Origin of the sequence: Ammonifex thiophilus (assembly GCF_003368535.1) — a bacterium.
In the GTDB taxonomy this organism is placed as follows: Bacteria; Bacillota; Desulfotomaculia; order Desulfotomaculales; family Ammonificaceae; genus Ammonifex; species Ammonifex thiophilus.
The window spans coordinates 393,559-418,728 of record NZ_QSLN01000001.1; the positions used below are offsets into that span (position 1 = coordinate 393,559).

Consider the following 25,170-nt stretch of genomic DNA (forward strand, 5'->3'; position numbering starts at 1 on the left):
ATGCCTAGGATCCGCTTCCTCCCCCAAGGGATAACGGTGGAAGTGCCGCCCGGGAACACCCTTCTGCAGGCGGCGGCGCGGGCGGGCATTGTCCTCAAGGGGGCCTGCGGCGGGGAAGGGGTGTGCGGCCGCTGCCGGGTGCAGGTTCAGGAGGGAAAGGTGACCTTTCCCCCTAATCCCCGCCTTTCGCCGCGGGAGCGGCAAGAAGGGTGGGTGCTGGCCTGCCAGGCGGTTCCCGAAGGGGAAGTGGTGGTTTTTATACCGGAGGGGTCGATCCTCACCGCCCACCGGGTGCTGAAGGCGGAGGAAGGCTTACTTCTACAGACCAAGGAGCCTTTGTGGTGGGAGGAGAAGCTGAGCCTTTCCCCGCCCACCCTGGAAGACCCTACTGACGATTGGGGTCGGCTGAGCTGGGCCTTGCAACAAAAGGGCATCAGCCTCGTATGGCCGGTACGGCACCTTTTACCCGAGCTCCCGCGGACCCTGCGGGCGGCCGACTGGCAAGTGAAGGTGGAACTGGCCTTTCTCGATAAGGGTTTGTGTGAGCTTCAGGGGGTAAAGCCGGCAGGAAGGGAGGAAGGAGCTTGGGGGGTGGCGGTGGACCTGGGCACTACCACGGTGGCGGCAGAGCTTGTAGATCTGGCCACCGGCCAAGTGGTGGCTACGGCTGGGACCTACAACCGCCAGGCGGCCTTTGGAGACGATGTGATATCCCGCATAGTTTACGCCACCGAGACCCCCAGGGGCCGGGAGGAGTTGCAGCAGGCCATCCTGGAGACGGTGAACGGGCTTATCGACGAGCTCTGCCGGGAAGCGGGCGTGGGCTCTGATGAGGTAAGGGCAGTGGTAGGAGCAGGTAACACCACCATGATCCACCTCCTGCTCAACCTGGATCCCACCTACATAAGGCTGGAGCCCTACGTTCCCGCCGCCAACGCGCCCCCGCCGGTGAAGGCGGCGAAGCTGGGCTTAAAGGCCCATCCGGAGGCCTGGGTTTACTTGGTGCCGGGGGTAGCCAGCTACGTGGGTGGAGACGTGGTGGCCGGGGTGAAAGTCACGGGAATGGGGGAGGAAGAGGAACTCACCCTCTTTCTGGACATCGGCACCAATGGGGAAATGGTGCTGGGGAACCGGGAGTGGCTTATGGCCTGCGCCTGCTCGGCCGGACCAGCCTTCGAGGGGAGCGGCATTACCTGCGGCATGCGGGCGGTGGCCGGAGCCATAGAGGAAGTGGAGGTTTCTCCCGGCGGGGGGGAAGTTTTTTACCGGACGGTGGACGGGAAGAAGCCCCTGGGCATCTGCGGTTCAGGGCTCATAAGCCTTCTCTCATCGCTTTTACGGGCGGGGGTCATAGACCGCAGCGGCCGCTTCGTCGAAGGGCTTAACACTCCCAGGCTGCGCGAAGGGGTGGAGGGGAAGGAGTTCGTCCTGGTCTGGGGGGAAAGCACCGGGCACGGCCGGGACATCTACATCACCCAGGGGGACCTGCAAAACCTCCTGCGGGCCAAGGCGGCCATCTTTGCCGGCCTGCGCACCCTGCTTAGTCTGGTGGGGCTGGAAGCGGCGGCGCTGGAGCGCGTTTACATCGCCGGAGGCTTTGGCCGCTTTATCGACGTGGAGGATGCGATCGGTATCGGCATGCTGCCCGATCTTCCCCGGGAGAGGTATGCCTATGTAGGGAATACCTCCCTCAAAGGGGCCAGGCTTTGCCTGCTTTCCCGCCGAGCCTGGCAGGAGACGGCGGAGCTGGCCCGCCGGATAACCTACGTGGAGCTGAGCGTGGGAAATCTTTTCATGGAAGAGTTCATGGCGGCCCTTTTCCTGCCGCACACCAACGCTGATCTCTTCCCTTCGGTGAAAGGAGCGTAACAGGTTTTGCTTTTGGCCGTAGCCGGAAAAGGGGGAACCGGAAAGACCACCTTTGTGGCCCTGACGGTCAAGCACCTTTTGGCGGCGGGCAAGCGCCCCATCCTGGCGGTGGACGCCGACCCCAACGCCAACTTGGCGCAGGCGCTGGGAATGGAGCCCCCTCCTTCCATCGCCTCCATCATGCAGGCGGTGGCCGAAGACCGGGAGCAGATTCCTCCCGGCATGAGCAAGGACCAGTTCGTGGCCTACCGCCTCCACCAGTCGCTGGAGGAAGGGAAGGATGTGGACCTCTTGGTGATGGGAGGACCGGAGGGGCCGGGGTGCTACTGCTACGTCAACCACTTGCTGCGCACTCAACTCAAAAAGATGGCGGCCAACTACCCCTATGTGGTGATGGACAACGAGGCGGGGCTGGAGCACCTCAGCCGCCGCACCACCCAGAACGTGGACTTTTTCTTTATTATTTCCGATGCCACCGTCAAGGGGGTCCGTTCGGCGGCCCGCATAAGCGAACTGGCCCGCAGCCTGAAGCTTCAGGTCGGCCAGGAGTACCTGGTGATAAACCGCGTGCGCCCCGGTGATCTCGACGTGCTTCTGCCGGAGGTGGAGAAGGCGGGGCTCACCTTGGCCGGGACCGTTCCGGCCGATCCTCTGGTGGCGGAGTATGACCTTTACTGCCGGCCGCTTCTGGAGCTACCCGACGAAGCGCCGGCGGTGCAGGCGGTAAAGGAAATCCTTAAGCGCACGGGCATTCTTTGAGTAACGGAGGGAGAGGCAGATGACCTTCACTGTAGTCAAGGAGCGCTGGCGGGGAAGGATCCTGGAGACCACGCTGGGCACCGGTCCTCGGCAGGTGAAGGTGGGGGGAGAGACCACCCTTCCTTTCCTGCACTTCGAGGGGGAGATTCCCAACCGTCCGGTGGTGGCCCTGGAGATATGGGACATGACGCCGGAGGACTGGCCCGAGTGCCTGACCGAGTGCTACGCCGACGTGCTAAACGACCCGGCGGCCTGGGCTAAGCTGTGCGTGGAGTACGGGGCCGATCTTGTGGCCCTACGTCTCAACCGCACCCATCCCGACCGGGGTGACGCCTCGCCGGAGGAGGCGGCGGCCGTAGCCCAGGCGGTGGCCGAGGCGATAGATGTCCCCCTTATCGTGCTGGGTTGCGATGTGGAGGAGAAGGACGCGGCCGTTTTACCGGAAGTGGCCAACGCCCTTAAAGGAAGGAACTGCCTTTTAGGCCTGGCCACCCAGGAGAACTACAAAACCATCGTGGCCGCCTGCATAGCCAACGGGCACAACGTCATCGCCACCAGCCCCCTGGACATCAACCTGGCCAAGCAGCTGAACATCCTCATAACCGAGATGAACCTGGAGCCGGAGCGCATCGTCATGGATCCCTCCATCGGCGCTTTGGGGTACGGCATCGAGTATGCCTACTCCATCATCGAGAGGATGCGCACCGGAGCCCTGCTGGGGGATAAAATGCTCTCTCAGCCGGTGATCATGTTCGTGGGGCAGGAGGCGTGGAAGACTAAGGAGGCTAGAACTCCCGACGATCCCCTTTGGGGGGAGCAGAAGAAGCGGGCGGTACTCTGGGAAGTGGTGACCGCCACCTCTCTCATACACGCGGGCGGGCACATAGCAGTGGTGCGGCATCCTGAATCGGTGAAGGAAATAAAGCGGCACATCGAGATCATGATGCAACCCCAGCAGTACTAAGGAGGGAAGGAAATGCTTCTCATCGGCGAGCGCATAAACGGCATGTTCAGGGACATAAGGGAGGCCATCATGAAGCGCGACCCCGAGCCCATAAAGAAGCATGCCATCCTGCAGACCCAGGGAGGGGCCAGATACCTAGACATCAACACCGGACCGGCGGTACCGCCCGAGGAGCAGCCCGAAGTCCTGGCCTGGCTGGTCCAGGTGGCGCAGGAAGTGAGTCCCCTCCCCTGCTGTCTCGACTCCACCAACCCGGAGGCCATAGAAGCGGGGCTCAAGGTGCACCGGGGTAAGGCCATCATCAACTCTACCACCGCCGACCCCTGGAAGATGGAAATCTACTTCCCCATGGCGGTGAAGTACGGGGCGGCACTCATCGGGCTTACCATGAACGAGAAGGGGGTACCCAAGGACGCCCACGACCGCCTGGCCCTGGCCATGGAGCTGGTGGCTCAGGCGGATACCTACGGCCTGCCCATGGAGGACCTTTTCATCGACCCCCTGGTCCTGCCGGTCAACGTGGCCCAGGATCACGGTCCCGAGGTCCTGGAGACCATAAGGCAGGTGAAGCTTCTGGCCAGCCCCCCTCCCCGCACGGTGGTGGGCCTTTCTAACATATCGCAGGGCTGCCCCCATCGCCCGCTGATCAACCGTACCTTCCTGGCCATGGCCATGGCCTGCGGTTTGGACGCGGCCATCGCCGACGTGGAGGACGAGGAGCTGGTTAACGTAGCGGCTACCGCCAACCTCATCTTGAACCGCGAAGTGTACTGCGACTCCTACCTCAAGACCTTCCGGCAGCTTTGAAGGAGGGAGAGAATGGGAAAGGAAGGGGCCGTACTGGTGGTGGGGGGTGGGGTGGCGGGGATCCAGGCCTCCCTGGAGCTGGCACGGCTGGGTTTCTACGTTTATTTGGCGGAGAGGGGCCCCAGCATCGGTGGGGGAATGGCCTACCTCGATAAGACCTTTCCCACCGAGGACTGCGCGCTCTGCATCCTTTCCCCTTTCCTGGTGGAGTGCGCCCGCCACCGCAATGTAGAGATCCTGACCGGGGCGGAGGTCGAGAGTCTTTCCGGTGAACCGGGAAGCTTCCGGGTGAAGTTAAAGATACATCCCCGGGGAGTAAAGGTGGAGGAGTGCCGAGCCTGCGGTGCGTGCTTCCAAGTTTGCCCGGTGGAGGTCCCCGACGAGTTCAACCAGGGCCTATCAAGCCGCAAGGCCGTATACCAGCCTTACCCCCAGGCCTTTCCCCGCGCGGCGGTCATCGACTGGGGGAGTTGCACCCGCTGCGGCCGCTGCCGGGACGCCTGCCCGACCAAGGCCATAGACCTGGAGATGGAGCCGGAGGAAAGAGAGCTTTCCGTTGGGGCTATACTCTTAACGCCCGGCTTTTCCCTCTTTTCTCCTGCCGGCCTTTCCCCGGCCTACGGCCGAGATCTGCGCGGCCTAGTGATCACCAGCTTGGAAATGGAGCGCATCCTGAGCGCTTCCGGTCCCTTCGGCGGCGCCGTTGCCCGGCCGCAGGACCGAAGCCTTCCCCGCCGGATAGCCTGGCTGCAGTGCGTGGGCTCGCGCGACCGCCGCCTTGGCCGCCCTTTCTGCTCTTCCGTCTGCTGCATGATCGCCCTCAAGCAGGCCCACCTGGTGCGGGAGCGCACCCGGGGAGCGGTGGATACGGCGATCTTCGGTATGGATCTGCGGGCCTTCGGCAAACACTTCGAGGAGTACGCCCTGCGAGTCCAAGAGGACGGGGTGCGCTTTATCCCCTGCCGGATACACAGTCTTACCTCCGCCGGGGAAGGGGTACGTCTGCGCTGGGTGGAGGGTGGAGTGAAGGAGGAGGTTTTCGACCTGGTGGTTCTCTCCTTGGGCTTGGCCCCCCCGGCGTTCGGTGACAAGCTCTTAGCGAACCTCGGGATACCTGCAGGGCCTTTCGGCTTCTGTCCACAAGAGTTTGCGGGCACGGGTACGGGCAGGCCGGGCATTTTTGTGGCCGGCACTTTTGCCGGGCCCAAGGATATACCGGAAGCGGTGACGGAGGCCACAGCCGCTGTGGGGGAGATAAGCTCCTGGCTCAGGGAAGTCCGGGGAACCCGAGTGGTCACTCCTTCCTATCCCCCTCCGCTGGAACTGGCTGATGAGCCCCGGATCGGAGTGGTGGTATGCGACTGCGGTACCAACATCCGCGGGGTGGTAAAGGTGCCCGAGGTGGTGGTTTTTGCCCGGCAACTCCCCGGCGTGGTATGGGCCCGGGAGTGCCTCTACGCCTGCTCCCAGGACAGCCAGCAGGTAATCAAGAAGGCGGTCCTTCGTCATCGACTCAACCGGTTGGTGGTGGTTGCCTGCTCCCCCCGCACCCACCGCCCTCTCTTCCGCGAGACCCTGCAGGAAGTGGGGCTTAACCCCTATCTTTTGGAGATGGTTAACATAAGGGATCACTGCTCCTGGGTGCATTCTGACCCGGAGGCAGCCACTGCCAAGGCCCAAGCGCTCTGCGCCATGGGGGTGGCCAAAGCGGCCAGGCTCAAACCCCTTTCCCCGGCCCGGGTTCCCATCGTTCCTCGGGCGTTGGTGGTGGGAGGCGGGGTAGCGGGCCTGACCGCGGCTTGCTCCCTAGCTGATCAGGGAGTAGAAGTGATCCTGGTGGAAAAGACCGAGAGAATTGGTGGGAAGGCGCGGGAAATCTACTACGGCCTTGATGGGGAAGATCCTCGCCAGCTGAGCCACGAGCTTGCCGAAAAAGTGCAATCCCACCCACGGATAAAGGTTTGCACCAAAACGGTTCCGATAAGCTGCGAAGGGTTTGTAGGCAACTTCAGGGTAAGACTGAGCAACGGCGAGGAAGTGCGTTGCGGTGCCATCATCCTGGCTACTGGTGCCTTGCCCCATAGACCGCGGAGCTTCCTTTACGGCACCAATCCCCGGGTAACCACTTTATGGGAGTTTGAAGAAGGCTGGGCTAAAGAGAGGGGGCGTTTTACTGAAGCACAAGAAATCCTTTTCCTCCAGTGTGTCGAGTCCCGCACTCCGGAGCGTCCTTATTGCAGCCGGGTCTGCTGTAGCAAGACGGCTCTCCTGGCCCGCCAGGTGAAAGAGGAACTGCCTTTCGCCCGGGTGTATGTGCTTTGCCGAGACGTGCGCACCTACGGTTTCCGGGAAAAGCTTTACGACGCGGCTAGAGCGGCCGGGGTGGTTTACCTCCGCTATACCCCCGACCGTCCTCCCCAGGTGGAAGAGGAAGAAGGGGAACTCAAGGTTACCCTCTTCGACCCCCTCCTGGAGGAGGAATTGGTCTTCCGCCCTGACCTCCTGGTGCTGGCCACTCCCATGGTGGCTCCCCCAGACAGAAAGGAGCTCGCTCAGATCTTTAAAGTACCGGTGGACGAGCACGGCTTCTTCTGGGAGGCTCACCCGAAGCTCAGACCCGTAGATTTCGCGGCGGAGGGGATCTTTCTTTGCGGCACGGCCCACAGCCCCCGAAGCCTGAAGGAGTGCCTTATCCAGGCTAAAGCGGCGGCGGCCAGAGCGGCTTCCTTCCTCCTCCAGGAGGAGCTCGAGGGCAAGGGGGAGGTGGCTCGGGTGGATCCTTCAAAGTGTGTAGCTTGTCTTACCTGCGTACGCGTCTGCCCTTACGGAGCTCCGCGTTACTCCCCGGGAGAAGGGGTGGTAGCGATTGAACCCCTGGTTTGCCAGGGTTGCGGTACCTGCGTGGGGGAGTGCCCCAACGCGGCCATCGAGCTGGAAGGCTACCGGCGGGGACAGATGGCGGCAGCCGTCACCGGGCTTTTGGGGGTGAGAGGGTGAAGGAGTTCGAGCCCATCATCGTGGCCTTCTGCTGTCACTACTGCGCTTACGCGGCGGCAGATTTGGCAGGGAGCTTACGCTTGGAGTATCCCCCCGGCATCCGCATCGTGGAGGTTCCCTGCTCCGGGCGGGTGGAGGAGGAGCTCATCTTAAAGGCCTTTGCCGAGGGGGCTGATGGAGTGCTGGTAGCTGGTTGCCTGGAGGGGGACTGCCACTTTCAGAAGGGAAACATCCGGGCCCGCAAGCGAGTGGAACACCTCCGGCAGCTGCTGAAGGAAATAGGTCTGGAACCGGAGCGTCTGGCCATGTATCATCTCTCTTCGGCCATGGGAAGGAGATTCGCCGAGATAGCCTGGGAGATGGCGGAAAAGGTGGCCGGGTTGGGGCCGAGCCCCTTGAGAAGGAGGACGAGAGAGGGATGATAGTGGCCAAACCTAAGCCTTTTCCCTTCTTGACCGAGCAGCTGCGCCCTTACCGCAAAGTGGCGGTCGTAGGGTGCGAAACCTGTGTGGCTGTTTGCCTGGCCGGAGGGGAGAGGGAGGTCCGGAGGCTTGCTCAAGCGCTGGAGCTGGAGCGTCGGGTGAGGGGAGGAGTAGAACTGCTAACCCTTCCCCTCACGGTCAAACGGCAGTGCGAGTATGAGTACCTGGAGCCGCTGAGGGAAACCCTTAAAGGAGTGGAGGCGGCGGTGTCCCTGGGTTGCGGGGTAGGGGTGCAGTACCTGGCGGCCGCTTTCCCGGAGCTGTGGGTGGTGCCGGGGCTCGACACCTTGATGGCCGGCGGGCCGACGGCTTTGGGAGTCTGGGAGGAGTACTGCCGTCTGTGCGGGGAGTGTCTTCTACACCTGACCGGCGGCATATGCCCCCTTACGCGCTGCGCTAAGGGCCTGCTCAACGGCCCCTGCGGCGGGGCGTCGGAGGGAAGGTGCGAGGTAAACCCCGAAGTCCCCTGTGCCTGGATTCTGATTTACGAGCGGCTGCGGCGCTTCGGTAAGGAGGAACTGCTACGGCATCTTACTCCTCCCAAGAACTGGCAGCTGGCCCAAGGACGCGGTCCGCGGAAGCTGGTGAGGGAAGAGGTGAGGGGATGAAGTCCGGTTCGCGTTTAGAAAGGTTGCTCAGCCAAGGAGAGTTCGTGGTCACGGCGGAGATAGGCCCGCCCAAGCACGCTTCCGCCGAGCCGCTCATCCGCAAGGCTCGCCTACTCAAAGGGTACGTGGACGCGGCCAACGTAACCGATTGCCAAACGGCAGTGGTGCGGATGGCCAGCATCCCGGCGGCGGTGCATCTTTTGCGCGAAGGAGTAGAGCCGGTCATCCAGATGACTTGCCGCGACCGCAACCGCATAGCCATCCAAGCCGATCTGCTGGGGGCATACAGCCTGGGGATCCGCAACTTGCTCTGCCTTACCGGCGACCACCCGGCGGTGGGCGACCACCCTGAAGCCAAAGGGGTGTTTGACCTCGACGCCGTGCAGCTTTTGGACATGGTCAGGCGCCTCCGGGACGAAAAGGTCTTTCAAAGTGGCGTGCCGCTTAAGGGCCCTGAACCCCGCTTTTTCCTTGGAGCGGCAGAGAATCCCTGCGGCGCCCCGGTGGAGCTCAGGATAATGCGGCTGGCCAAGAAGGTAGAGGCCGGGGCCGACTTCATCCAGACCCAGTGCGTTTTCGACTTGGAGTGCTTCAGCCGTTGGATGGAGTCGGTGCGCGAAGAGGGCTTGGATCGCCGCGTCTACATCCTGGCGGGGGTCACTCCTCTAAAGTCGGCTCGCATGGCCCAGTACATGCACGAAAACGTTCCCGGGATAAGCATACCAGAAGAGATTAGGGAGAGAATGGCCAAGGCGTCTGATTCCCAGGAAGAGGGGATAGCCATCGCGGTGGAAACCATCCAGGCCTTAAAGAGGATACCGGGCGTGGCCGGAGTCCACATAATGGCTATCGCCTGGGAGGAAGTGGTTCCGGAGATCGTAAGGCGGGCGGGGCTTTTTCCCCGGCCCCAGCTTCCAGAGGAGACTGATAGGTAGCCTCGGTCACCGAAGGTGCAGTATGCTCCTTCTTCGCCTCGGCTTTTTCCTCGGCGGGCATGGAGATGCCGGCCTTTTTCTTTTCCGGTGCAGGCTGCAGGAGCTCCGAAAGGGTTACCAGTTCGTATCCCCTGTTTCTCAATTCCCTTATCAGAGTAGGCAGGGCTTCCAGCGTCCCCGGACGTCCCTCGTGCAGCAGGATGATACTGCCGTCGCGCACTTGGCTTAGCACCCGTTTCACCATCGTCTGGGGACCTGGGTTGGTCCAGTCCCGCGGATCCACATCCCACAGCACCACCTTCTCGCCTAGCTCTTCCGCTATCTCTAGCACCCCCGAGTTCACAGCTCCGTAAGGGGGGCGGAAGAACTTCACCGGCTCCCCGGTTATTCCTTCCAGTACGCGGGCTGTGCGGACAAGATCGCTCCGCACCTCTTCCTTAGTTGCCCTCCCCAGGTTGGCGTGCCACCAGGAGTGGCTTCCCACCTCATGTCCTTTCTCTCGCATAAGCTTCACGAGATGAGGGTAGCGCTCGGCCCGGCAGCCGATAACAAAGAAAGTGGCCGGGGCGTGCATCCTTTCCAGCACAGCTAGGTACCTTTCGGTAAGCCCTGGGTAAGGCCCGTCGTCGAAGGTGAGGGCCACCCTTTTACCACCCTCGGCGGCGCGGTAGAAGGGTTTAACCCCCTTCGCCTCTGAAGGGGAAACGGGGTGCTTCAGGGTGTCGCCCGGCAGAAGAATTTCTCCTGGTGTGGGAGCCGCACTCGGCGGGGCCTGCGGAGGCTCAGTGGGTGGCGGGGCGATCATCTTGACCGCTGTTGAAGAGGGAACTGGCTTCTGGGGCTTGAGCTGCGCCCAGGTGTAAACCAGAGCGGAGAGGAACAGGCATAGCAGCAGGGATCCCGCCAGCACCTGCCAGCGCCTTGAGAGGAGGGCTTGTCCGGTCACGGCAACTTTTCTACTTCCCTGCAACTTTTTCCACCCCGCGCTCCTTCGAGGTTCCAGGAACTCCCCTTTTTCTCCGGACTTCGTTCCCGCTCCCGAAAACTCCTGCCGGTAAAAGAGGAATTTCGCTTTCCCCTGCAAGCAGCTGGGAAGCCCCTCTCATATACTGGTAAAAGCCTTGAGGCTGGGGGGATAGGATGAACTGGATCACCATTGCTCTACTCACAATTTCGTCAAGCCTAGATAATTTTGGAGCAGGGCTATCGTATGGCATTTGCGGAATAAGAATAAAGATGAGACACAACGCTTTAATAGCGCTTATAGCCTTTCTGTTCAGCTATGTCGGAATAATTTGCGGAGGGTACATTGCTAAGATACTGCCAAATCTGCTGGCCAACGTGACGGCAGCCCTCCTTTTCTTTATCATCGGTTTGCGCCTGGTCTTGCTCACCTGGCAGCAGCGCAAGCGCAGCGAGCAGGCGGAGACTGAGGAAAGAGGCGGCGTGGGGGAAATTCTGCGCTCCCCCCAAAAGGCCGACCGGAACCGCTCGGGGGAGATCGAACTACCAGAAGCCGTCCTTTTAGGGGTGGCTCTTTCGCTCAACGCCCTTACCAACGGCTTGGGTGCCGGTATTCTGGGGCTTTCCCCCTTCTGGGTTTCCTTCTTCGCCGCCTTGGGAAGTTTCGTAGCCGTTTGGTGGGGGATAAAGCTGGGAGTGAAGGTGGCGGCGGTGCGGATAGGTAAGTGGTCTCTAGGGCAGTTCAGCATTTTCTTGAGTGGGGCCATCCTAATACTCATCGGCCTTAAAAACCTCCTCTAGGTTTCTGGCCGGCCGGTGGCTTGACTTGCCCGGATCGACGTACGACAATAAGGTTAAAAACCTGTAGGGAAGGTTAGGGGGGAGAAATTGATCCGGGTAGTGGTCACCGGGGCGGCCGGCCGGATGGGTCGGGAGGTCGTCAAGGCGGTCAGCCGTACGCCAGGCATGCAACTGGTAGGGGCGGTCGACCCCGGTCACACAGGACAGGATGTAGGCCTGCTGGCTGGCATCGGACCGCTGGGATTGATGGTGCGGGACGATTTGGCCAACGTTTTGCGAGAGACTGAGGCCTCGGTGATGGTGGACTTCACCACCCCGCACGCGGCCGTAGCCAACATCAAAACCGCTCTAGCTTGTGGCGTGCGTCCGGTGGTGGGGACCACGGGTATCCCACAGGAGGAAATAGAGGAACTAAAGAAGATCTGCCGGGAGAAGCGCTTAGGGGGGCTAATTGCCCCCAACTTTGCTCTGGGGGCGGTTTTAATGATGCACTTCGCCGGCATTGCCGCCCGCTATTTCCCCGATGTGGAGATCATCGAATACCATCACCACCAGAAATTGGACGCCCCTTCCGGCACAGCCCTGCAGACGGCGGAGATCATCGCCCGCAGCCGCCAGGGAGGCCCTGCAGAGGATCGCACGGAAGTGGAGAAGCTTGATGGTGCCCGAGGCGGCAACCTGGAGGGGGTAAGGATTCACAGCATCCGACTACCCGGCTTTGTAGCCCATCAGGAGGTGATCTTCGGGGGGTTGGGCCAGACCCTAACCATAAGGCACGATTCCACCTCCCGCGAGTCGTTCATGCCGGGGGTAATCATGGCTATTAAGAAGGTGCTGGAGCTGGAGGAGTTAGTTTACGGCCTGGACAAGCTGATCTTCGGTTAAAGCCTTCCGCACCTCCCTCCTCTACGGCTCATATACTGGGTATTGGCCGTGGGGGGCGATAGCATCATGCGACGAGGGCTTGCAGGGTTCACACTAGCGGTGGTCGGAGGCGACCAGCGGGCCGTCTATACGGCCGAGGAATTGGCCGGTCGGGGCGCCAGGGTGAGACTGGTGGGGCACGAGGCCAGCTTGCCGGGGGTGGAGCTCGCTAAGGAGATAAAGGCTGGGCTAGTAGGGGCGGAGGCGGTGATCTTCCCCTTCCCGGGAGTGCAGGAGGGCGGTGAAATAGAGACCCCTTCCGGAGTGCTCCATTTGAAAGAAGAGGATTTGCTACCTTTGCCGCGTGGAGGCCTCGTCTTCACTGGCTTTGCCAATCCCTATCTTCTCCGGCTGGCGGAGCGGCTGGGCTTGAAGCTCATACCGGTGGCCGATCGCGACGATTTCGCCATACTCAATTCCATCCCCACCGCCGAGGGAGCCTTGCAGATGGCCATGGAGCTTTTACCCATCACCATTCACGGCTCGCAGGTCCTGGTGCTGGGTTTCGGGCGGGTGGGCAAGACCCTGGGCCGCATGTTGCAGGCGCTGGGGGCCAAAGTGATGGTGGCGACGCGCGAGCCGGCGGAGCGCGCCCGCGCCTTGGAAATGGGGCTTAAAGCCATAGACTTCCCGGCTCTGCGCGGATGCATAGGCGAGGCCGAAGTGATCTTCAACACCGTACCCGCCCTGGTTCTTACCGCCCGGCTACTCAAGCACACCCGGCCCGACGTCCTCATCATCGACCTGGCTTCCAAGCCCGGAGGCACCGATTTCGAGGCTGCTCGGGCTTTAGGACGGCAGGCCCTGCTGGCTCCGTCTCTGCCAGGCAAGGTGGCCCCCAAGACGGCCGGGCGCATCTTAGGCCAGGTGATAGCGGAAATCTTCGTTCAGGAGAAAGGCTTGAGCCTGGCGGTACGTGCTTAGGGGGGTGCGGGTCTTGGCGCGCTTAAAGGGAGTTAGGGTGGGTTTTGCTCTTACCGGTTCCTTTTGCACGCTTCACGAGGCGGTGGAGCAGATAGGAAATCTCCTGCGGGAAGGGGCCGAAGTCATCCCCATAGTTACCCGGGAGGTGGCCACCACCGATACCCGCTTCGGCACGGCGCGGCAGTGGAAGGAAAAGCTGGCGGCTCTAACCGGCAAGCCGGCGATCGAAACCATAGTGGAGGCTGAGCCCATAGGGCCAAAGCGCCTTTTGGATGTGCTGGTGGTGGCTCCCTGCACGGGGAACACGCTGGCCAAACTGGCTAACGCCATAACCGACGGGCCAGTACTCATGGCCGTAAAGGCCCAGCTCCGCAATCAGCGGCCGGTGGTACTGGCCATATCCACCAACGACGGCTTGGGCATGAACGCGCGCAATTTAGGGGTGCTCTTGAACGCCAAAAACGTTTATTTCGTTCCCTTCGGGCAGGATGATCCCGTTAACAAGCCTAATTCTTTAGTAGCCAAGATGGATCTGCTGGTGGACACCATCATCCACGCCCTTCAGGGGAAGCAGATCCAGCCGGTGCTGATCGAGTACCGGAAGCCGAAAGCCGTTTGAAGGGGGGTAAAGCTCAGGTTGTTTAATGTAGCGGTGGTAGGAGCCACCGGCGCGGTGGGCCAGGAGATCCTAAAAGTGCTGGAGGAGCGGCAATTCCCGGTGAAGCAGCTGGTCCCCCTGGCCACCGCCCGGTCGGCCGGGAAAGAGATAGTTTTCCGCGGAGAAACTTATCGGGTGGAAGCTACCGGTCCCGAGAGCTTTGAGGGAGTAGACATCGCCTTTTTTGCCGGCGGTTCGGGGAGCCGAGATTTCGCCTTGATCGCGCGCGATAAAGGGGCACTGGTGATCGACAACTCCAGCGCTTTCCGCCTGGATCCCGAGGTTCCCCTGGTGGTGCCGGAAGTCAATCCGGAAGATGCCCGCAAGCATAAGCGCCTGATCGCCAATCCCAACTGCTCCACCATAATCATGGTAGTACCTCTTAAACCCATTTATGACGCGGTGGGCATCAGGCGGGTGGTGGTGGCCACCTACCAGGCGGTTTCCGGGGCGGGCGCGGCGGCCATCGAGGAGCTTCGCCTGCAAACCCAGGCTGTGCTCGAAGGTAAGGAGTATCCGCCCCGGGTTTTCCCGCACCAGATAGCCTTCAACCTCATACCCCACATCGATGTCTTCTCGGAATACGGCTACACCCGGGAAGAGTGGAAGATGGTAAAAGAGACCCGGAAGATCCTCCACGATGACGACTTGGCCATCACAGCTACCACTGTGCGGGTTCCGGTTTTTCGCTCTCACTCCGAAGCGGTGAATATCGAAACCAAAGAGAAGATTTCCGCGGAGGCCGCCCGCGAGCTCTTACGCCAGGCCCCAGGAGTAGTGGTAATAGACGATCCCCAGAACCTGCAGTATCCGATGCCCATAACGGCGACGGGGCGGGATGAGGTCTTTGTGGGGCGCATCCGGGAAGATATTTCGGTGGACAAGGGTCTTAACCTTTGGGTGGTGGCAGACCAACTGCGCAAGGGGGCGGCCACCAACGCGGTGCAGATAGCGGAGCTCGTGATAAGGTCTGGCTGGCTTTAAAAGTTTTGCAAGGTGGTGGGGAGATGAGCGTGGACTTCGGTTACGTCCTCACGGCGATGGTGACCCCCTTCGACCGGGAGGGAAGGCTCGATCTCGACCAGGCTAAGAGGCTGGCCCGCTACTTGGTGGAGAACGGCTCCGACGGGGTGGTGGTGGCGGGGACCACCGGCGAGTCGCCCACGCTGACCAAGGAAGAAAAGATAGCCCTTTTCACCGCCGTCACCGAAGAGATCGGTGGTCGAGCCACGGTGATCGCCGGCACCGGTAGCAACGACACGGCCCAGTCCGTGGAGCTCACCAAGGCGGCGGAAAAGGCGGGCGTGGACGCCATCATGGTGGTGGCTCCCTACTACAACAAGCCTTCCCAAGAAGGACTTTACCGGCACTTCCGCACCATTGCCGAGAGCACCAACCTGCCGGTCATGCTCTACAACGTGCCGGGGCGCACGGCGGTCAACATCCTGCCGGCCACGGTGGCGCGGCTGGCTCAGGATGTGCCCAATGTAGTAGCCATCAAAGAGGCTTCCGGGAACCTGGATCAGGTAAGCGAGCTAAGGCGCATCTTGCCCGACGACTTCGCCATCTACAGCGGCGACGACGCTTTGACTCTGCCCATCCTTGCCCTGGGTGGCAAGGGGGTAGTGAGCGTGGTTTCCCACCTGGTGGGGAAGAGGCTCAGGGAGATGATAAGCTCCTACTACAGCGGCAACGTGACCCTGGCAGCCAAGATCCACCGGGAGCTTTATCCCCTCATGAAGGGGATGTTCATCACCACCAACCCCGTCCCAGTGAAGGCGGCCCTTAATCTCCTGGGGATAAACGTGGGGCCGCCGCGCCTTCCGCTGGTAGAGGCCAACCAGGTAGAGAAGGAGAAGCTGGCCGAGCTTTTGCGCGAGGCGGGACTCCTCTAGAGGTACTTCCAATGGCAGAGCCGGTGTTCGAGCCATTCCAGGAAGGAGTGGAGGGCGAAACCCAGCAGGCTCATGGCCAAGACGCCGGCGTAAAGATCGGGGTAGGCGTAGCGCGTCCAGGCATCGAGCAGATAGTACCCCAGTCCCTCTTGACTGGCGATGGTCTCGGCGAAGAAGAGGACGGCTATGGCGGTCCCCGAGGCCACCCGCAGGCCGGTGAGCACCTCTGGTAGCACGGCGGGAAAGACGACGTGCCGGTAAAAAGCCAGCCCCCGCACTCCCAAAGAGGTAACGGCGTCGACCAGGTAGGAGGAGAGGTGGCGGGCGCCGTCGCGCACCGGCAAAAGGATCTGGAAGAAAAGAACCAGGGTGATGAGCAGGATCTTGGCGGCGTCGCCCAGGCCGAAAATCACCATGATGAGCGGTACTAGGACTATCTTCGGTACGGGGTAGATCAGGGAAAAGAAAGGCCCCAGCAGACGGTCGGCCTGGGGACAGCGCCCCAGGAAAAGCCCCAGAGGCACGGCGGTTACCGTGGCCAGAAACATACCGGCCAGGACGCGGTAGGTACTCACCAGCCAGTTGAAGCCCAGGGGGCCGGGTAGCTCCTTGAAAAAGACCACCAGGGCTTGGCTTGCCGGTGGCAGGGCGGGCAGGTGCAGGCTTCTCGCCACCACCTCCCACAGAACTAGGAGAGCGAGGCAGGCGGTCAGAGAAGAGTAATACCTGTTCATCCTGTTTTCGCCTCACCGGCTCGGGACAACTCTTGGCGGATGCGGGTGCAGGCCAGGTGGAAGTCGGGGTGGTGGCGCCAGGACTTGTCTCCTACTAAGGGGTGGGTGTAGACGGCCACCACCCTTCCCGGGCGCGGGGAGAGGAGCACCACCTTTTGCCCCAGGAAAACAGCTTCTTCGATACTGTGGGTCACCAGGACGATGGTGCACCTGGTCTCCTGCCATATCTCCAGTAAGGTCTCTTGTAAGGCCTCTCGGGTCAGGGCGTCGAGCGAGGAGAAGGGCTCATCCATCAGGAGCAGATCGGGCTGCAACACCAGGGCGCGGGCGATGGCCACCCGCTGGCACTGCCCACCAGAAAGCTGGGCCGGGTAGAGGTAGCGAAGTTCGTAAAGCCCCAGGTTTTTGAGCCAGAAGCTCACCCGCCTCTCTACTTCTTGAGGGGGAAGGCGGCGCACTTTTAGCCCCAGGGCCACGTTTTCCCAGACGTTTTTCCAGGGAAGAAGACCGAAGTGCTGCAAGATGAGGGCGATCTGGGTTCTCCCGGCCACTTCTACCTTTCCCTCAAAGTCCTGCTTGAGCCCCGCTAGCACATATAGCAACGTGCTTTTACCGCAACCCGAGGGGCCGATGACGGCACAGCTTTCCCCGCGCTCCACCGCGAAGGACACACCCGCCAGGGCTTCCACTGGTCCGGCCGCTGTCCGGTAGGTGACCTTAAGATTTTCTATCAGAATCAACGCTTCAGCACCCGTTGGTCCACCAGATCGGAGTAGGTCAGGGGTTGAGCGAGGAGGCCCTGGGTTTTAAGCCAGTCGAGCACGGCTTCCACCTCTCCCTGGGTGGGCAGGGTGGCGGGGGAGAAAACGAGCTTTATCCCGTGCTTCTCACCGGGCAGCACCTCTTTAGGCACCTGCGCTTTTTCTTCCAGGATGCGGTTGAAGGCCTGGGGGTTCTGCTGGATGTCGGCCACCGCCCGGTTGTAAGCTTCCAGGAGGCGCTTGAGCTCCGGCAGGTGCCGGTCGAGGACCTCTTCTCGGACGATGATCACCGTCTGGGCCAGGTTTTTCTGGCTGGAGTCGGCCAGAAGGTGCGCCCCTTTGGCCTCGGCTAACGAAGCGAAAGGTTCGGGAAGCAGGGCTGCTTTAACCGTGCCGTTCAGAAGGGCTTCCAGTCGCACCGGAATCTTGGGTATGGAGACCTTCTTTATCTCTTGAGGAGGGATGCCGGCATCTTTCAACATCTGGTCGACCAAGTACTCGTTGATGGTTTTGAGCGAGCAGGCTACCGGGACGTTGCGGAGTTCGGCCACGCTGGTGAGGTGTGAGTTAGGGGCGGAAAGCAAAGCGAAGCGGGCTTCTCCCGGCTGCCTCCCCTGCGCCACCGCTATGGCCTTCACTTTAGTTCCTCCCTGGCGCATCTGGGCCACTGCCAGAAGGTCCCCCACCGCCAGATCTATCTTGCCGGCCGTGAAGGCGCTGTCCCGCTCCACTGCGCTGGGAAAGGAGATAAACCTTACTTCCAGACCCGCCTCTTTGAAGTAGCCCTTTTCTTCCGCCACCCAGAAGGGCAGGTTATCGATTATTGGCAACGCTCCGATGGTCAAGGGCTCTTTCTTCTGGCCGCAGCCGGGGAAGACAAGGAGCAGGGAAAGTAGGAGCAAGGGAAAGAATCTTCTTAAAGCAGACACTCTCCGTTCCTCCTTTTCGGGCTTGCTTTTCTTGTAAATTTTTCGGCTCGGAAAGGGGGACTCCTGCCGGAGGGGAAAAGATGGGCTGTCGTATCTGTGGAAGCAGGCGTCCGACGGCCGCAGCGCTGGATTTCATCTGCGGCGAGTGCCTCAAGGCACACCCTCAGCTCGGCGCCGAGGCGGCCTTAAAAGCGCACACGCAGAGTCGCTCCCCTTTGCCACCTTCGCCGCCGCGCACCCCTGGCGGACTTACCTGCCAGGTCTGCGGTAACCGCTGCCAGCTGGGGGAGGGAGAAGTGGGCTTTTGCGGTCTGCGCTTTTGCCGCGGGAAAAAGCTGGAGCAAGTGGCGGGAACTTCTCGGCAGGGGCTTCTGAGCTTCTACTTTGATCCTCTCCCCACCAATTGCGTGGCCGACTGGGTGTGTCCCGGTGGTACCGGCGCCGGCTTTCCCCGCTACGCCTACCGCCCGGGGCCGGAAGAGGGCTACAAAAACTTAGCTGTCTTCTTGGGTGCTTGTTCCTTCGACTGTCTCTACTGCCAGAACAGCGTCTACCTCCGCATGGCAAAGAAGAAAGCTCCTCTGGTGAGCCCAGAGGAGCTGGTGACGGCCATCGACGAGGAGACGGCCTGCGTTTGCTTTTTCGGCGGCGACCCCTCACCGCAGATGCCCTTTACTCTCCAGGCAGCCCGGCTGGCCCGCGCTAGGGCCGGGGGCCGGATCCTGCGCCTTTGCTGGGAGACCAACGGCAACATTCATCCCCGCTACCTCGACGCCTTGGCGGAGCTGGCCCTGGAGTCGGGCGGGTGCATAAAGTTCGACCTCAAGGCCTGGAACGAGGACCTGCACCGGCTGCTCACCGGGGTGAGCAACCGGCAGACGCTTCATAATTTCCGCTACCTTTCCCGCTACCTACCTCTACGACCGGAACCTCCTCTGCTGGTGGCCAGCACCCTTCTGGTGCCCGGCTATGTGGGGGCGGAGGAAGTGGCAGCTATAGCGCGCTTTTTGGCCGAGATCGACCCCTCCATTCCCTATACTTTGCTGGCCTTCTTCCCTCACCACCTGATGCGCGATCTGCCGCTTCTGAGCCGTAGGGAGGCGGAAGAATGTTACCAAGCCGCCCGGGAGGCGGGGCTTAAAAGGGTGCGCCTAGGAAACGTTCATCTGTTGCGCTAGGTTAGGAGCTCCCACTCCCGGTGGCGTTGGGCGATGACCTTGGCCATTTCCTCCAGCTTCTTCAGGTCCTCCTCCCGCGGTAGCCCCTTTACCAGCACCGGTTCCAGGAGCTCAGCCCTCAGGGGTTTGAGAAGCTCGCTTACCATTTCCACCGTCCTCCCGCCCCAGCCGTAAGAGCCGATTAGCCCCGCGAGCCTGGTCTTGGGCCGGAGCGCTCCCACCAGATAGGCGGCGTAAAGGGCCGAGGGGTGAGGACCTCCCAAGACGGTGGGGGTACCCAGTACCACTGTGGCCGCGTCCACCAGGGCCATGGCCAGCTCGCCCAGGTCGGTGAAAGTGAGGTTGAAGGGGGTGACCTTTACCCCCTGATCGATGAGGGCTTCCGCCAGGTGCTCGACCATCTGGGCGGTACTATCGTGCATGGAGACATAAACGATCAGGGCTTCATTTTTCACTCGGTCGGAGGACCAGTCCCGGTAGGCGCTCAAGATGAACTCCGGGTGGTGATAAACGGGCCCGTGGCTGGGGGCGATGAAAGCCAGAGGCAGTTTCTCCACGCGCTCCAGGTGTTTTTGCACGTGGCTGCGGAAGGGCATCATTATCTCGGCGTAGTAGCGCTTGGCGGCCAGGTAGATCTCCTGCTCCTGGGCAGCAAAGAGCTCGCTGGTGGCGAAGTGCGAGCCCAAAAAGTCACAGGGGAAAAGGATTTTGTCCTCCACCAGGTAGGTGAACATGGTTTCGGGCCAGTGCACCCAGGGGGCCATTTTGAAGACCAGGGTTTTGTCGCCCAGGGAAAGCGTTTCTTCGTCTTCCACCACCACGAAGCGGTCCTCCGGCAGGTGTAGATGGTCGATGAGCAGGGCTTTGCATTTGGCGTTGGTTACCACCAGGGCCTCCGGGTAGGCGGCGAGAACCTCGGGCAAAGAGCCGGAGTGGTCCTGCTCGGCGTGGTTGGCCACGACGTAGTCCAGGCGCCTCACTTCCAGCTTCCGCAGGTTGCGCAGGAGCTCCTCTTTCTTGCTAGGGTCGACCGTGTCGATGAGGGCGGTCTTCTCGCTCCCCTTTATGAGGTAGGCGTTATAGGTGGTCCCGTTGGGTAGCGGTATGAGTTCGTCGAAAAGCCTCCGGTCCCAGTCTACCGCTCCCACGGCGTGGACTCCCGGCACTATCTCCCTGCCCAGCATCCTTAAACCTCCTCTTAAAAAGAAGTCTTTATTATCATTTCGGCGCCGAAGCACCTTCACCTTTGTCCCATCCTCCGCGCTAATTAAAATTTTTACGATTTTGAAATCTAGAGCAAAGAAGCAAAGCACCTAAGATCAAGGGGGAAAAGGCCAATACAAACACTTTTTTGACCTAAGATTCATTTTGACTTGATCCTCAATACGAGTTTAAACTGGAAGCAAAGTATACCGCGCCGGTATAGATAGTGGAGCTGGTGCTCATGCGCTTAAGCCAAGCGGCAGACTACGCCATGCGGGTGGTGTTAAACCTGGCTTTGCGACCTCCGGGGGAGGTGGTTCGCGCTCAGGTGCTGGCCAAAGAGGAGAGCATTCCTTTGCGCTTTCTGCTCAAAATAGTGCGGGATCTCATAAGGGCCGGAATAGTGCGTTCTTATCGGGGGGTGGGAGGAGGATTCGCCCTGGCTCGGCCAGCGGCAAGGATTACCCTACGCGAGGTTTGGGAGGCGGTGGAAGGTCCCATAAGACTCAACCGCTGTTTTATCGATCCGGAGTACTGTAGCAAAAAATGGGCTCACGAGTGTCCTGTGCACGAGGTACTGGGGAGAATCCAGCACCTCCTGTTGGAGGAGCTGGAGCGCTACGACTTCGCAACCCTGGCAGCCAAAGTTCGTGAGCCCCGGGAAACTTGTGCGAGGGAGGGACGGTCACAGTGGATGCCTTAACCTTAGCTTTGGCCCGCTGGCAGTTTGCCATCACGGCCACCTACCACTTCTTCTTCGTGCCCCTAACTTTAGGCCTTTCCCTTCTGGTAGCCGTGATGGAGACCCTCTATGTGCGCACCGGTGACGAGAACTATAAACGGATGACCAAATTTTGGGGTAAGCTCTTCGTCATCAACTTCGTTTTAGGCGTGGTAACCGGAATCCTGCAAGAGTTTCACTTCGGCATGAACTGGTCGGAGTACTCCCGTTTTGTAGGGGATATTTTCGGCGCTCCCCTGGCTGTGGAAGCTTTACTGGCTTTCTTCCTGGAATCCACCTTCTTGGGCGTCTGGATCTTCGGATGGGATAAAATATCGAAAAGGCTTCACCTGCTGTCTATATGGCTGGTGGCCATCGCTTCCAACCTCTCCGCCCTGTGGATCTTAATCGCCAACTCCTTCATGCAGGAGCCGGTGGGTTTCGTGCTGCGCTCCGGAAGAGCAGAGATGAAGAGCTTTTGGGCTCTGGTCACCAACCCTAACATATTCACCCAGTTCCCGCATACGGTCATTGCCGGTCTCACCACCGCGTCCTTCTTCATCATGGGGATAAGCGCCTACCATCTGCTGCGCCGAACCCACCTGGAGGTATTCCGTCCTTCCATGCGCATCGGTGTGATAGCGGGGCTTTTGGCCGTGCTGGTAGTGGCCCTCACGGGGCACTTCCAGGGGCGGCACCTAGTGGAGGCTCAGCCCATGAAGATAGCGGCGGCCAACGCCCTCTGGGAGACCTCTCAGCCGGCCCCGCTTAACCTGGTGGCGGTGATCGACCAGAGGTCCGAGACTAACCGCGGCGCTCTAGCTCTGCCCGCTCTGGAGAGCCTGCTGGCCCACCACTCCTTCTCCGCCGAAGTGAAGGGTATCAAGGAGCTGCAGCAAGAGATGGTGGCTCGCTACGGACCCGGATACTACATCCCTCCGGTAGCGGTCACTTTCTGGTCTTTCCGGATAATGGTGGGGGCGGGGCTGTGGCTTCTCTTCTTAAGCTTCTACGCCTACTACCTCTACCGTAAGGGCAAGCTGGAGGAAAGGCCCGGAGCGTTGAAAGCCTTGCTTTATTCCATCCCCGTGCCCTACTTGGCCAACACGGCCGGCTGGGCCATGACTGAAGTGGGGAGGCAGCCTTGGATCGTTTACGGTTTGCAGCGGGTGGATCAGGCTCTCTCTCCCTGTGTGACGGCGGGCCAACTGCTTATCACCCTGCTGGGCTTCACCCTGCTCCTGGGAATCCTGGCGGTGGTAGATGTCTTTCTCTTGGCCCGCTTCGCCCGCCAGGGTCCGGAAGCTGTACCTGCTTCCATGCCGGAAAAGGAGGTGTCCTTATGGAGCTGAACGTCCTCTGGTTCATTTTGATCGCCGTCCTCTTCGCCGGCTACTTCTTCTTGGAAGGCTTTGACTACGGGGTGGGTGTGCTGGTTCCCTTCCTGGGGCGCACCGATACCGAGCGCCGAATACTGCTCAACACCTTTGGTCCCTTCTGGGACGGTAACGAAGTCTGGCTCATCACCGCCGGCGGCGCCCTCTTCGCCGCCTTCCCCCACTGGTACGCCACCCTCTTCAGCGGTTTTTATCTGGCGCTCTTTCTCATCCTGGTGGCGCTCATTCTGCGGGCGGTGGCCCTCGAGTTCCGACACCTGGACGAGAGTCCTGGCTGGCGCCGCTTCTGGGACGGAGCTCTGTGCTTCGGCAGCTTCCTCCCCTCGCTCCTCTGGGGGGTGGCCTTCGCCAACCTGCTCAAAGGAGTGCCCATCAACGCCGAGAAGCAGTTTGTGGGCACCTTCTTCGACCTCCTCTCCCCCTACACGCTGGTGGGGGGCCTGGCTCTGCTCTTCCTTTTCCTAATGCACGGGGCACTCTTTGTGGCCCTACGCACCGAAGGAGAATTGGAGGACAGGGCCAAAAAGTACGCCTCCCCCTTGGCTGTACTGGCCATGGGATGGGTTGGGCTCTTCCTACTCCTGAGCCTGAGAGTGGTGGCGGGCAAGCCCCTGGCGCTGGCGCTCTTCCTGCTGGTTCTGGCCCTGCTGGGAGGGAGCTACGGGGCTTCACGCGCCAACCGCTCCGGCTGGGCCTTTGCCCTGGGGGGCCTGAGCATCGTGTTCCTTACCTTCGGCTTTTTCAGCGCTCTGTTCCCGAGGGTCATGGTGTCAAGCCTTAATCCCGACTGGAGCCTCACCGTGTACAACGCTTCTTCCAGCCCCTACACTCTCAAGGTGATGACCGTGGTGGCCCTCCTCCTGGTGCCGGTGGTGCTTCTCTACCAGGGCTGGACTTACTGGATCTTCCGCAAGCGGGTAACCATCAAAGACCTTCACTACTAAGCCATGGTCGACCGGGAGCTCTTGGCTCTGGCTCCTAAAAAGAAAAGCTTCCTCTGGGGACTAACCGGAGCTCTGGGTCTGGCAGCTGGCCTGCTCGCCGCCGGGCAGGCCGGCTGCTTAGCCTGGATAGTGGAACTGGTCTACTTGCGGAAAGCAGGTCTTGAAGAGGCAATGCCTTGGGTGGGCCTACTTTTGTTACTGTTTGCCCTTCGTCTCCTCACTCAGTGGGGGCGGGAGTTGGCCGCCTTCAGCTTCGCTCTCCGGGTGGAAGAGGGGCTAAGAGAGGCTCTTTTCCGCCAGTTCGTGGACTTGGGGCCCCTGGTGGGGCTGGAGACCAAGGCGGGGGAGAAGGTGTGCCTTTTGCTGGACAAGGTGGAGGCGGTGGGCACTTACTTTAACCGCTACTTGCCACTTCTAGTTACGGCGGGAATGGTAGCCTTCGTTTTACTCCTCTTTGCCCTGGTCACCCTGCCGGTGGCCGGCCTCATTTTTCTCGTTTCCACTTTGGTGGCCGTGGCCTTGCTCATCCTGATCGGGAAGTGGGCGGACGGCAGGGCCCAGGAACGTTGGAAGCTGATGGGTTACTTGAACGACTACCTCTTAGACCTCCTTCAAGGGCTTGTCACCTTGAAGCTTTTCGGTCGCAGCCGGGAACACGTGGAGAAGCTCTGGCTTTTGGGTGAGCGTTTCCGGGTAGCCACCATGGAAGTGCTGCGGGTGACTTTCCTTTCGGCACTGGTGCTGGAGCTAATTACTACCCTGGGGACGGCCATGGTGGCCGTCACGGTGAGCTTGCGGCTACTGGCGGGGAAAATGCCCTTTTTCCCGGCTTTCTTTCTCATCCTGCTGGCGCCGGAGTACTACCTCTCTTTGCGCCAACTAAGCCAACGCTATCACATCCGCCTGGCCGGGGTGGCGGCTGCCCAGGAGATAGCCGCTTACCTAAACTTAACTTCCCCGGTCTTCCGGTCCCCAAACCCTCTTCCCCCTCCCTCTGGTCCATTGGAGGTGACCTTCCGGGAGGTCACCTACGCCTACCGGGAAGAAGGGGATCCGGTCCTCAAGGGGGTGAGCTTCTCCTTGCTGCCCGGGGAAAAGGTGGCCCTTTTGGGGCCCACCGGTGCCGGCAAGAGCACGCTGGCTTATCTGCTTTTGCGCTTTGCCGATCCCCAAGGAGGGGAAATCCTGGTGAACGGGTTACCCCTCAAGGAGATCGATCCCCGGGAATGGCGCCGGCAGGTAAGCTTTCTTCCCCAGCAGCCGCGCCTCTGGCCGGGCACGGTGCTGGAGAACCTGGGGTTGGATGAGACCGTGCCCTGGGAGAGAGTAGAGGAAGTGCTGCAGATCTTGCGGGTTAAGGAGATCATCGAGGCTTTTCCCCAAGGCTATGCAACCCGGCTGGGAGAGGGAGGGCAGTGCCTGAGCGGAGGGCAGGTCCAGCGCTTGGCCTTGGCCCGAGCCTTCCTCAAGCCAGCCTCACTTCTGATCTTGGACGAGCCCACCACGGGGCTTGATCCGGAAAACGAGCTCGCCTTCTTACGGGCCCTTGAAACCTTGGCACAGGATAAAACGGTGCTCCTTATCACCCACCACCTCAACGTCCTGGAATACGTGGATCGGATTTTGCTGCTACAGGAGGGGCGCCTCGTGGAAGCGGGGAGACTGGAGGAGTTGAAAAAGAGCCCCGGAGTTTTGCTCGCCTTCCTGTAGGCTTACC

24 protein-coding genes are annotated in these 25,170 nt (G+C 60.9%); 19 read left to right on the plus strand and 5 right to left on the minus strand.

Annotated elements, in window-relative coordinates:
- Genes DXX99_RS02155 through DXX99_RS02190 form a run of 8 tightly spaced genes read left to right on the plus strand, consistent with a single transcriptional unit; the run spans window position 1 to window position 9,421 of the window.
- On the plus strand, window positions 1–1,869 hold the full coding sequence (locus DXX99_RS02155) for an ASKHA domain-containing protein (RefSeq protein WP_115791858.1): 1,869 nt from the start codon (window positions 1–3) through the stop codon (window positions 1,867–1,869).
- A gap of 6 nt (window positions 1,870–1,875) precedes the next feature.
- Window positions 1,876–2,628 (plus strand): ATP-binding protein, encoded by a 753-nt coding sequence (locus DXX99_RS02160; protein WP_115791859.1) that lies wholly within the window; start codon window positions 1,876–1,878, stop codon window positions 2,626–2,628.
- 19 nt (window positions 2,629–2,647) lie between these two features.
- Window positions 2,648–3,592 (plus strand): acetyl-CoA decarbonylase/synthase complex subunit delta, encoded by a 945-nt coding sequence (locus DXX99_RS02165; RefSeq protein ID WP_115791860.1) that lies wholly within the window; start codon window positions 2,648–2,650, stop codon window positions 3,590–3,592.
- 12 nt (window positions 3,593–3,604) lie between these two features.
- Window positions 3,605–4,399: a methyltetrahydrofolate cobalamin methyltransferase gene (locus tag DXX99_RS02170; RefSeq protein WP_115791861.1), complete on the plus strand. Its 795-nt coding sequence runs from the start codon at window positions 3,605–3,607 to the stop codon at window positions 4,397–4,399.
- 12 nt (window positions 4,400–4,411) lie between these two features.
- Window positions 4,412–7,396: a 4Fe-4S binding protein gene (locus DXX99_RS02175; protein ID WP_115791862.1), complete on the plus strand. Its 2,985-nt coding sequence runs from the start codon at window positions 4,412–4,414 to the stop codon at window positions 7,394–7,396.
- The gene (locus tag DXX99_RS02180; RefSeq protein WP_115791863.1) at window positions 7,393–7,818 is read left to right on the plus strand and encodes a hydrogenase iron-sulfur subunit; all 426 of its coding nucleotides are present in this window, start codon (window positions 7,393–7,395) and stop codon (window positions 7,816–7,818) included. The genes DXX99_RS02175 and DXX99_RS02180 overlap by 4 nt, the downstream gene beginning before the upstream one ends.
- Window positions 7,815–8,486, plus strand: a complete 672-nt coding sequence (locus DXX99_RS02185) for a methylenetetrahydrofolate reductase C-terminal domain-containing protein (protein WP_115791864.1) — start codon at window positions 7,815–7,817, stop codon at window positions 8,484–8,486. Before DXX99_RS02180 ends, DXX99_RS02185 begins: the two co-directional genes overlap by 4 nt.
- Window positions 8,483–9,421: a methylenetetrahydrofolate reductase gene (locus DXX99_RS02190; protein WP_115791865.1), complete on the plus strand. Its 939-nt coding sequence runs from the start codon at window positions 8,483–8,485 to the stop codon at window positions 9,419–9,421. The genes DXX99_RS02185 and DXX99_RS02190 overlap by 4 nt, the downstream gene beginning before the upstream one ends.
- On the opposite strand, the gene DXX99_RS02195 is transcribed toward DXX99_RS02190, so the two are convergent.
- Window positions 9,333–10,391 carry a polysaccharide deacetylase family protein gene (locus DXX99_RS02195; protein ID WP_134642933.1) on the minus strand — a complete coding sequence of 353 codons (1,059 nt, stop codon included), beginning with the start codon at window positions 10,389–10,391 and terminating at the stop codon, window positions 9,333–9,335. The genes DXX99_RS02190 and DXX99_RS02195 overlap by 89 nt on opposite strands.
- 170 nt (window positions 10,392–10,561) lie before the next feature.
- Here DXX99_RS02195 and ytaF point away from each other — a divergent pair, with 170 nt between their 5' ends.
- The 6 genes from ytaF (at window position 10,562) to dapA (ending at window position 15,586) form a co-directional block, all read left to right on the plus strand.
- Window positions 10,562–11,185, plus strand: a complete 624-nt coding sequence (gene ytaF, locus DXX99_RS02200) for a sporulation membrane protein YtaF (RefSeq protein WP_115791867.1) — start codon at window positions 10,562–10,564, stop codon at window positions 11,183–11,185.
- Window positions 11,186–11,272: 87 nt separating this feature from the next.
- A complete protein-coding gene (dapB, locus tag DXX99_RS02205; RefSeq protein ID WP_115791868.1) occupies window positions 11,273–12,070 on the plus strand; it encodes a 4-hydroxy-tetrahydrodipicolinate reductase in 798 nt (265 codons plus the stop codon).
- 66 nt (window positions 12,071–12,136) lie between these two features.
- On the plus strand, window positions 12,137–13,033 hold the full coding sequence (dpsA, locus tag DXX99_RS02210) for a dipicolinate synthase subunit DpsA (RefSeq protein WP_115791869.1): 897 nt from the start codon (window positions 12,137–12,139) through the stop codon (window positions 13,031–13,033).
- 4 nt (window positions 13,034–13,037) lie between these two features.
- A complete protein-coding gene (locus tag DXX99_RS02215; RefSeq protein WP_338065860.1) occupies window positions 13,038–13,652 on the plus strand; it encodes a dipicolinate synthase subunit B in 615 nt (204 codons plus the stop codon).
- 18 nt (window positions 13,653–13,670) lie between these two features.
- Window positions 13,671–14,675 (plus strand): aspartate-semialdehyde dehydrogenase, encoded by a 1,005-nt coding sequence (locus DXX99_RS02220; RefSeq protein WP_115791871.1) that lies wholly within the window; start codon window positions 13,671–13,673, stop codon window positions 14,673–14,675.
- A gap of 23 nt (window positions 14,676–14,698) precedes the next feature.
- The gene (gene dapA, locus DXX99_RS02225; RefSeq protein WP_115791872.1) at window positions 14,699–15,586 is read left to right on the plus strand and encodes a 4-hydroxy-tetrahydrodipicolinate synthase; all 888 of its coding nucleotides are present in this window, start codon (window positions 14,699–14,701) and stop codon (window positions 15,584–15,586) included.
- Here the strand turns inward: dapA and DXX99_RS02230 are convergent.
- Genes DXX99_RS02230 through DXX99_RS02240 form a run of 3 tightly spaced genes read right to left on the minus strand, consistent with a single transcriptional unit; the run spans window position 15,583 to window position 18,010 of the window.
- A complete protein-coding gene (locus DXX99_RS02230; protein ID WP_115791873.1) occupies window positions 15,583–16,320 on the minus strand; it encodes an ABC transporter permease in 738 nt (245 codons plus the stop codon). The two genes, dapA and DXX99_RS02230, sit on opposite strands and share 4 nt — an antisense overlap.
- Window positions 16,317–17,060, minus strand: a complete 744-nt coding sequence (locus tag DXX99_RS02235; protein ID WP_115791874.1) for an ABC transporter ATP-binding protein — start codon at window positions 17,058–17,060, stop codon at window positions 16,317–16,319. The genes DXX99_RS02230 and DXX99_RS02235 overlap by 4 nt, the downstream gene beginning before the upstream one ends.
- Complete coding sequence (locus tag DXX99_RS02240; RefSeq protein WP_115791875.1) at window positions 17,057–18,010, minus strand: ABC transporter substrate-binding protein; 954 nt, start codon at window positions 18,008–18,010, stop codon at window positions 17,057–17,059. Before DXX99_RS02240 ends, DXX99_RS02235 begins: the two co-directional genes overlap by 4 nt.
- Before the next feature lie 80 nt (window positions 18,011–18,090).
- Here DXX99_RS02240 and DXX99_RS02245 point away from each other — a divergent pair, with 80 nt between their 5' ends.
- Window positions 18,091–19,188 carry a radical SAM protein gene (locus DXX99_RS02245; RefSeq protein WP_115791876.1) on the plus strand — a complete coding sequence of 366 codons (1,098 nt, stop codon included), beginning with the start codon at window positions 18,091–18,093 and terminating at the stop codon, window positions 19,186–19,188.
- Here DXX99_RS02245 and DXX99_RS02250 read toward each other — a convergent pair.
- On the minus strand, window positions 19,185–20,372 hold the full coding sequence (locus tag DXX99_RS02250) for an FprA family A-type flavoprotein (protein ID WP_115791913.1): 1,188 nt from the start codon (window positions 20,370–20,372) through the stop codon (window positions 19,185–19,187). The two genes, DXX99_RS02245 and DXX99_RS02250, sit on opposite strands and share 4 nt — an antisense overlap.
- A gap of 260 nt (window positions 20,373–20,632) precedes the next feature.
- On the opposite strand from DXX99_RS02250, the gene DXX99_RS02255 reads away from it, so the two are divergent.
- The 4 genes from DXX99_RS02255 to cydD are packed head-to-tail and all read left to right on the plus strand — an operon-like array spanning window position 20,633 to window position 25,163.
- Window positions 20,633–21,094, plus strand: a complete 462-nt coding sequence (locus DXX99_RS02255; RefSeq protein WP_115791914.1) for an RrF2 family transcriptional regulator — start codon at window positions 20,633–20,635, stop codon at window positions 21,092–21,094.
- On the plus strand, window positions 21,082–22,464 hold the full coding sequence (locus tag DXX99_RS02260) for a cytochrome ubiquinol oxidase subunit I (RefSeq protein WP_115791877.1): 1,383 nt from the start codon (window positions 21,082–21,084) through the stop codon (window positions 22,462–22,464). Before DXX99_RS02255 ends, DXX99_RS02260 begins: the two co-directional genes overlap by 13 nt.
- Window positions 22,455–23,453 carry a cytochrome d ubiquinol oxidase subunit II gene (cydB, locus tag DXX99_RS02265; RefSeq protein WP_115791878.1) on the plus strand — a complete coding sequence of 333 codons (999 nt, stop codon included), beginning with the start codon at window positions 22,455–22,457 and terminating at the stop codon, window positions 23,451–23,453. The genes DXX99_RS02260 and cydB overlap by 10 nt, the downstream gene beginning before the upstream one ends.
- A gap of 21 nt (window positions 23,454–23,474) precedes the next feature.
- Window positions 23,475–25,163, plus strand: coding sequence for a thiol reductant ABC exporter subunit CydD (gene cydD, locus DXX99_RS02270; protein WP_165847655.1), 1,689 nt, complete (start codon window positions 23,475–23,477; stop codon window positions 25,161–25,163).
- The last annotated feature ends 7 nt before the right edge of the window (window positions 25,164–25,170 follow it).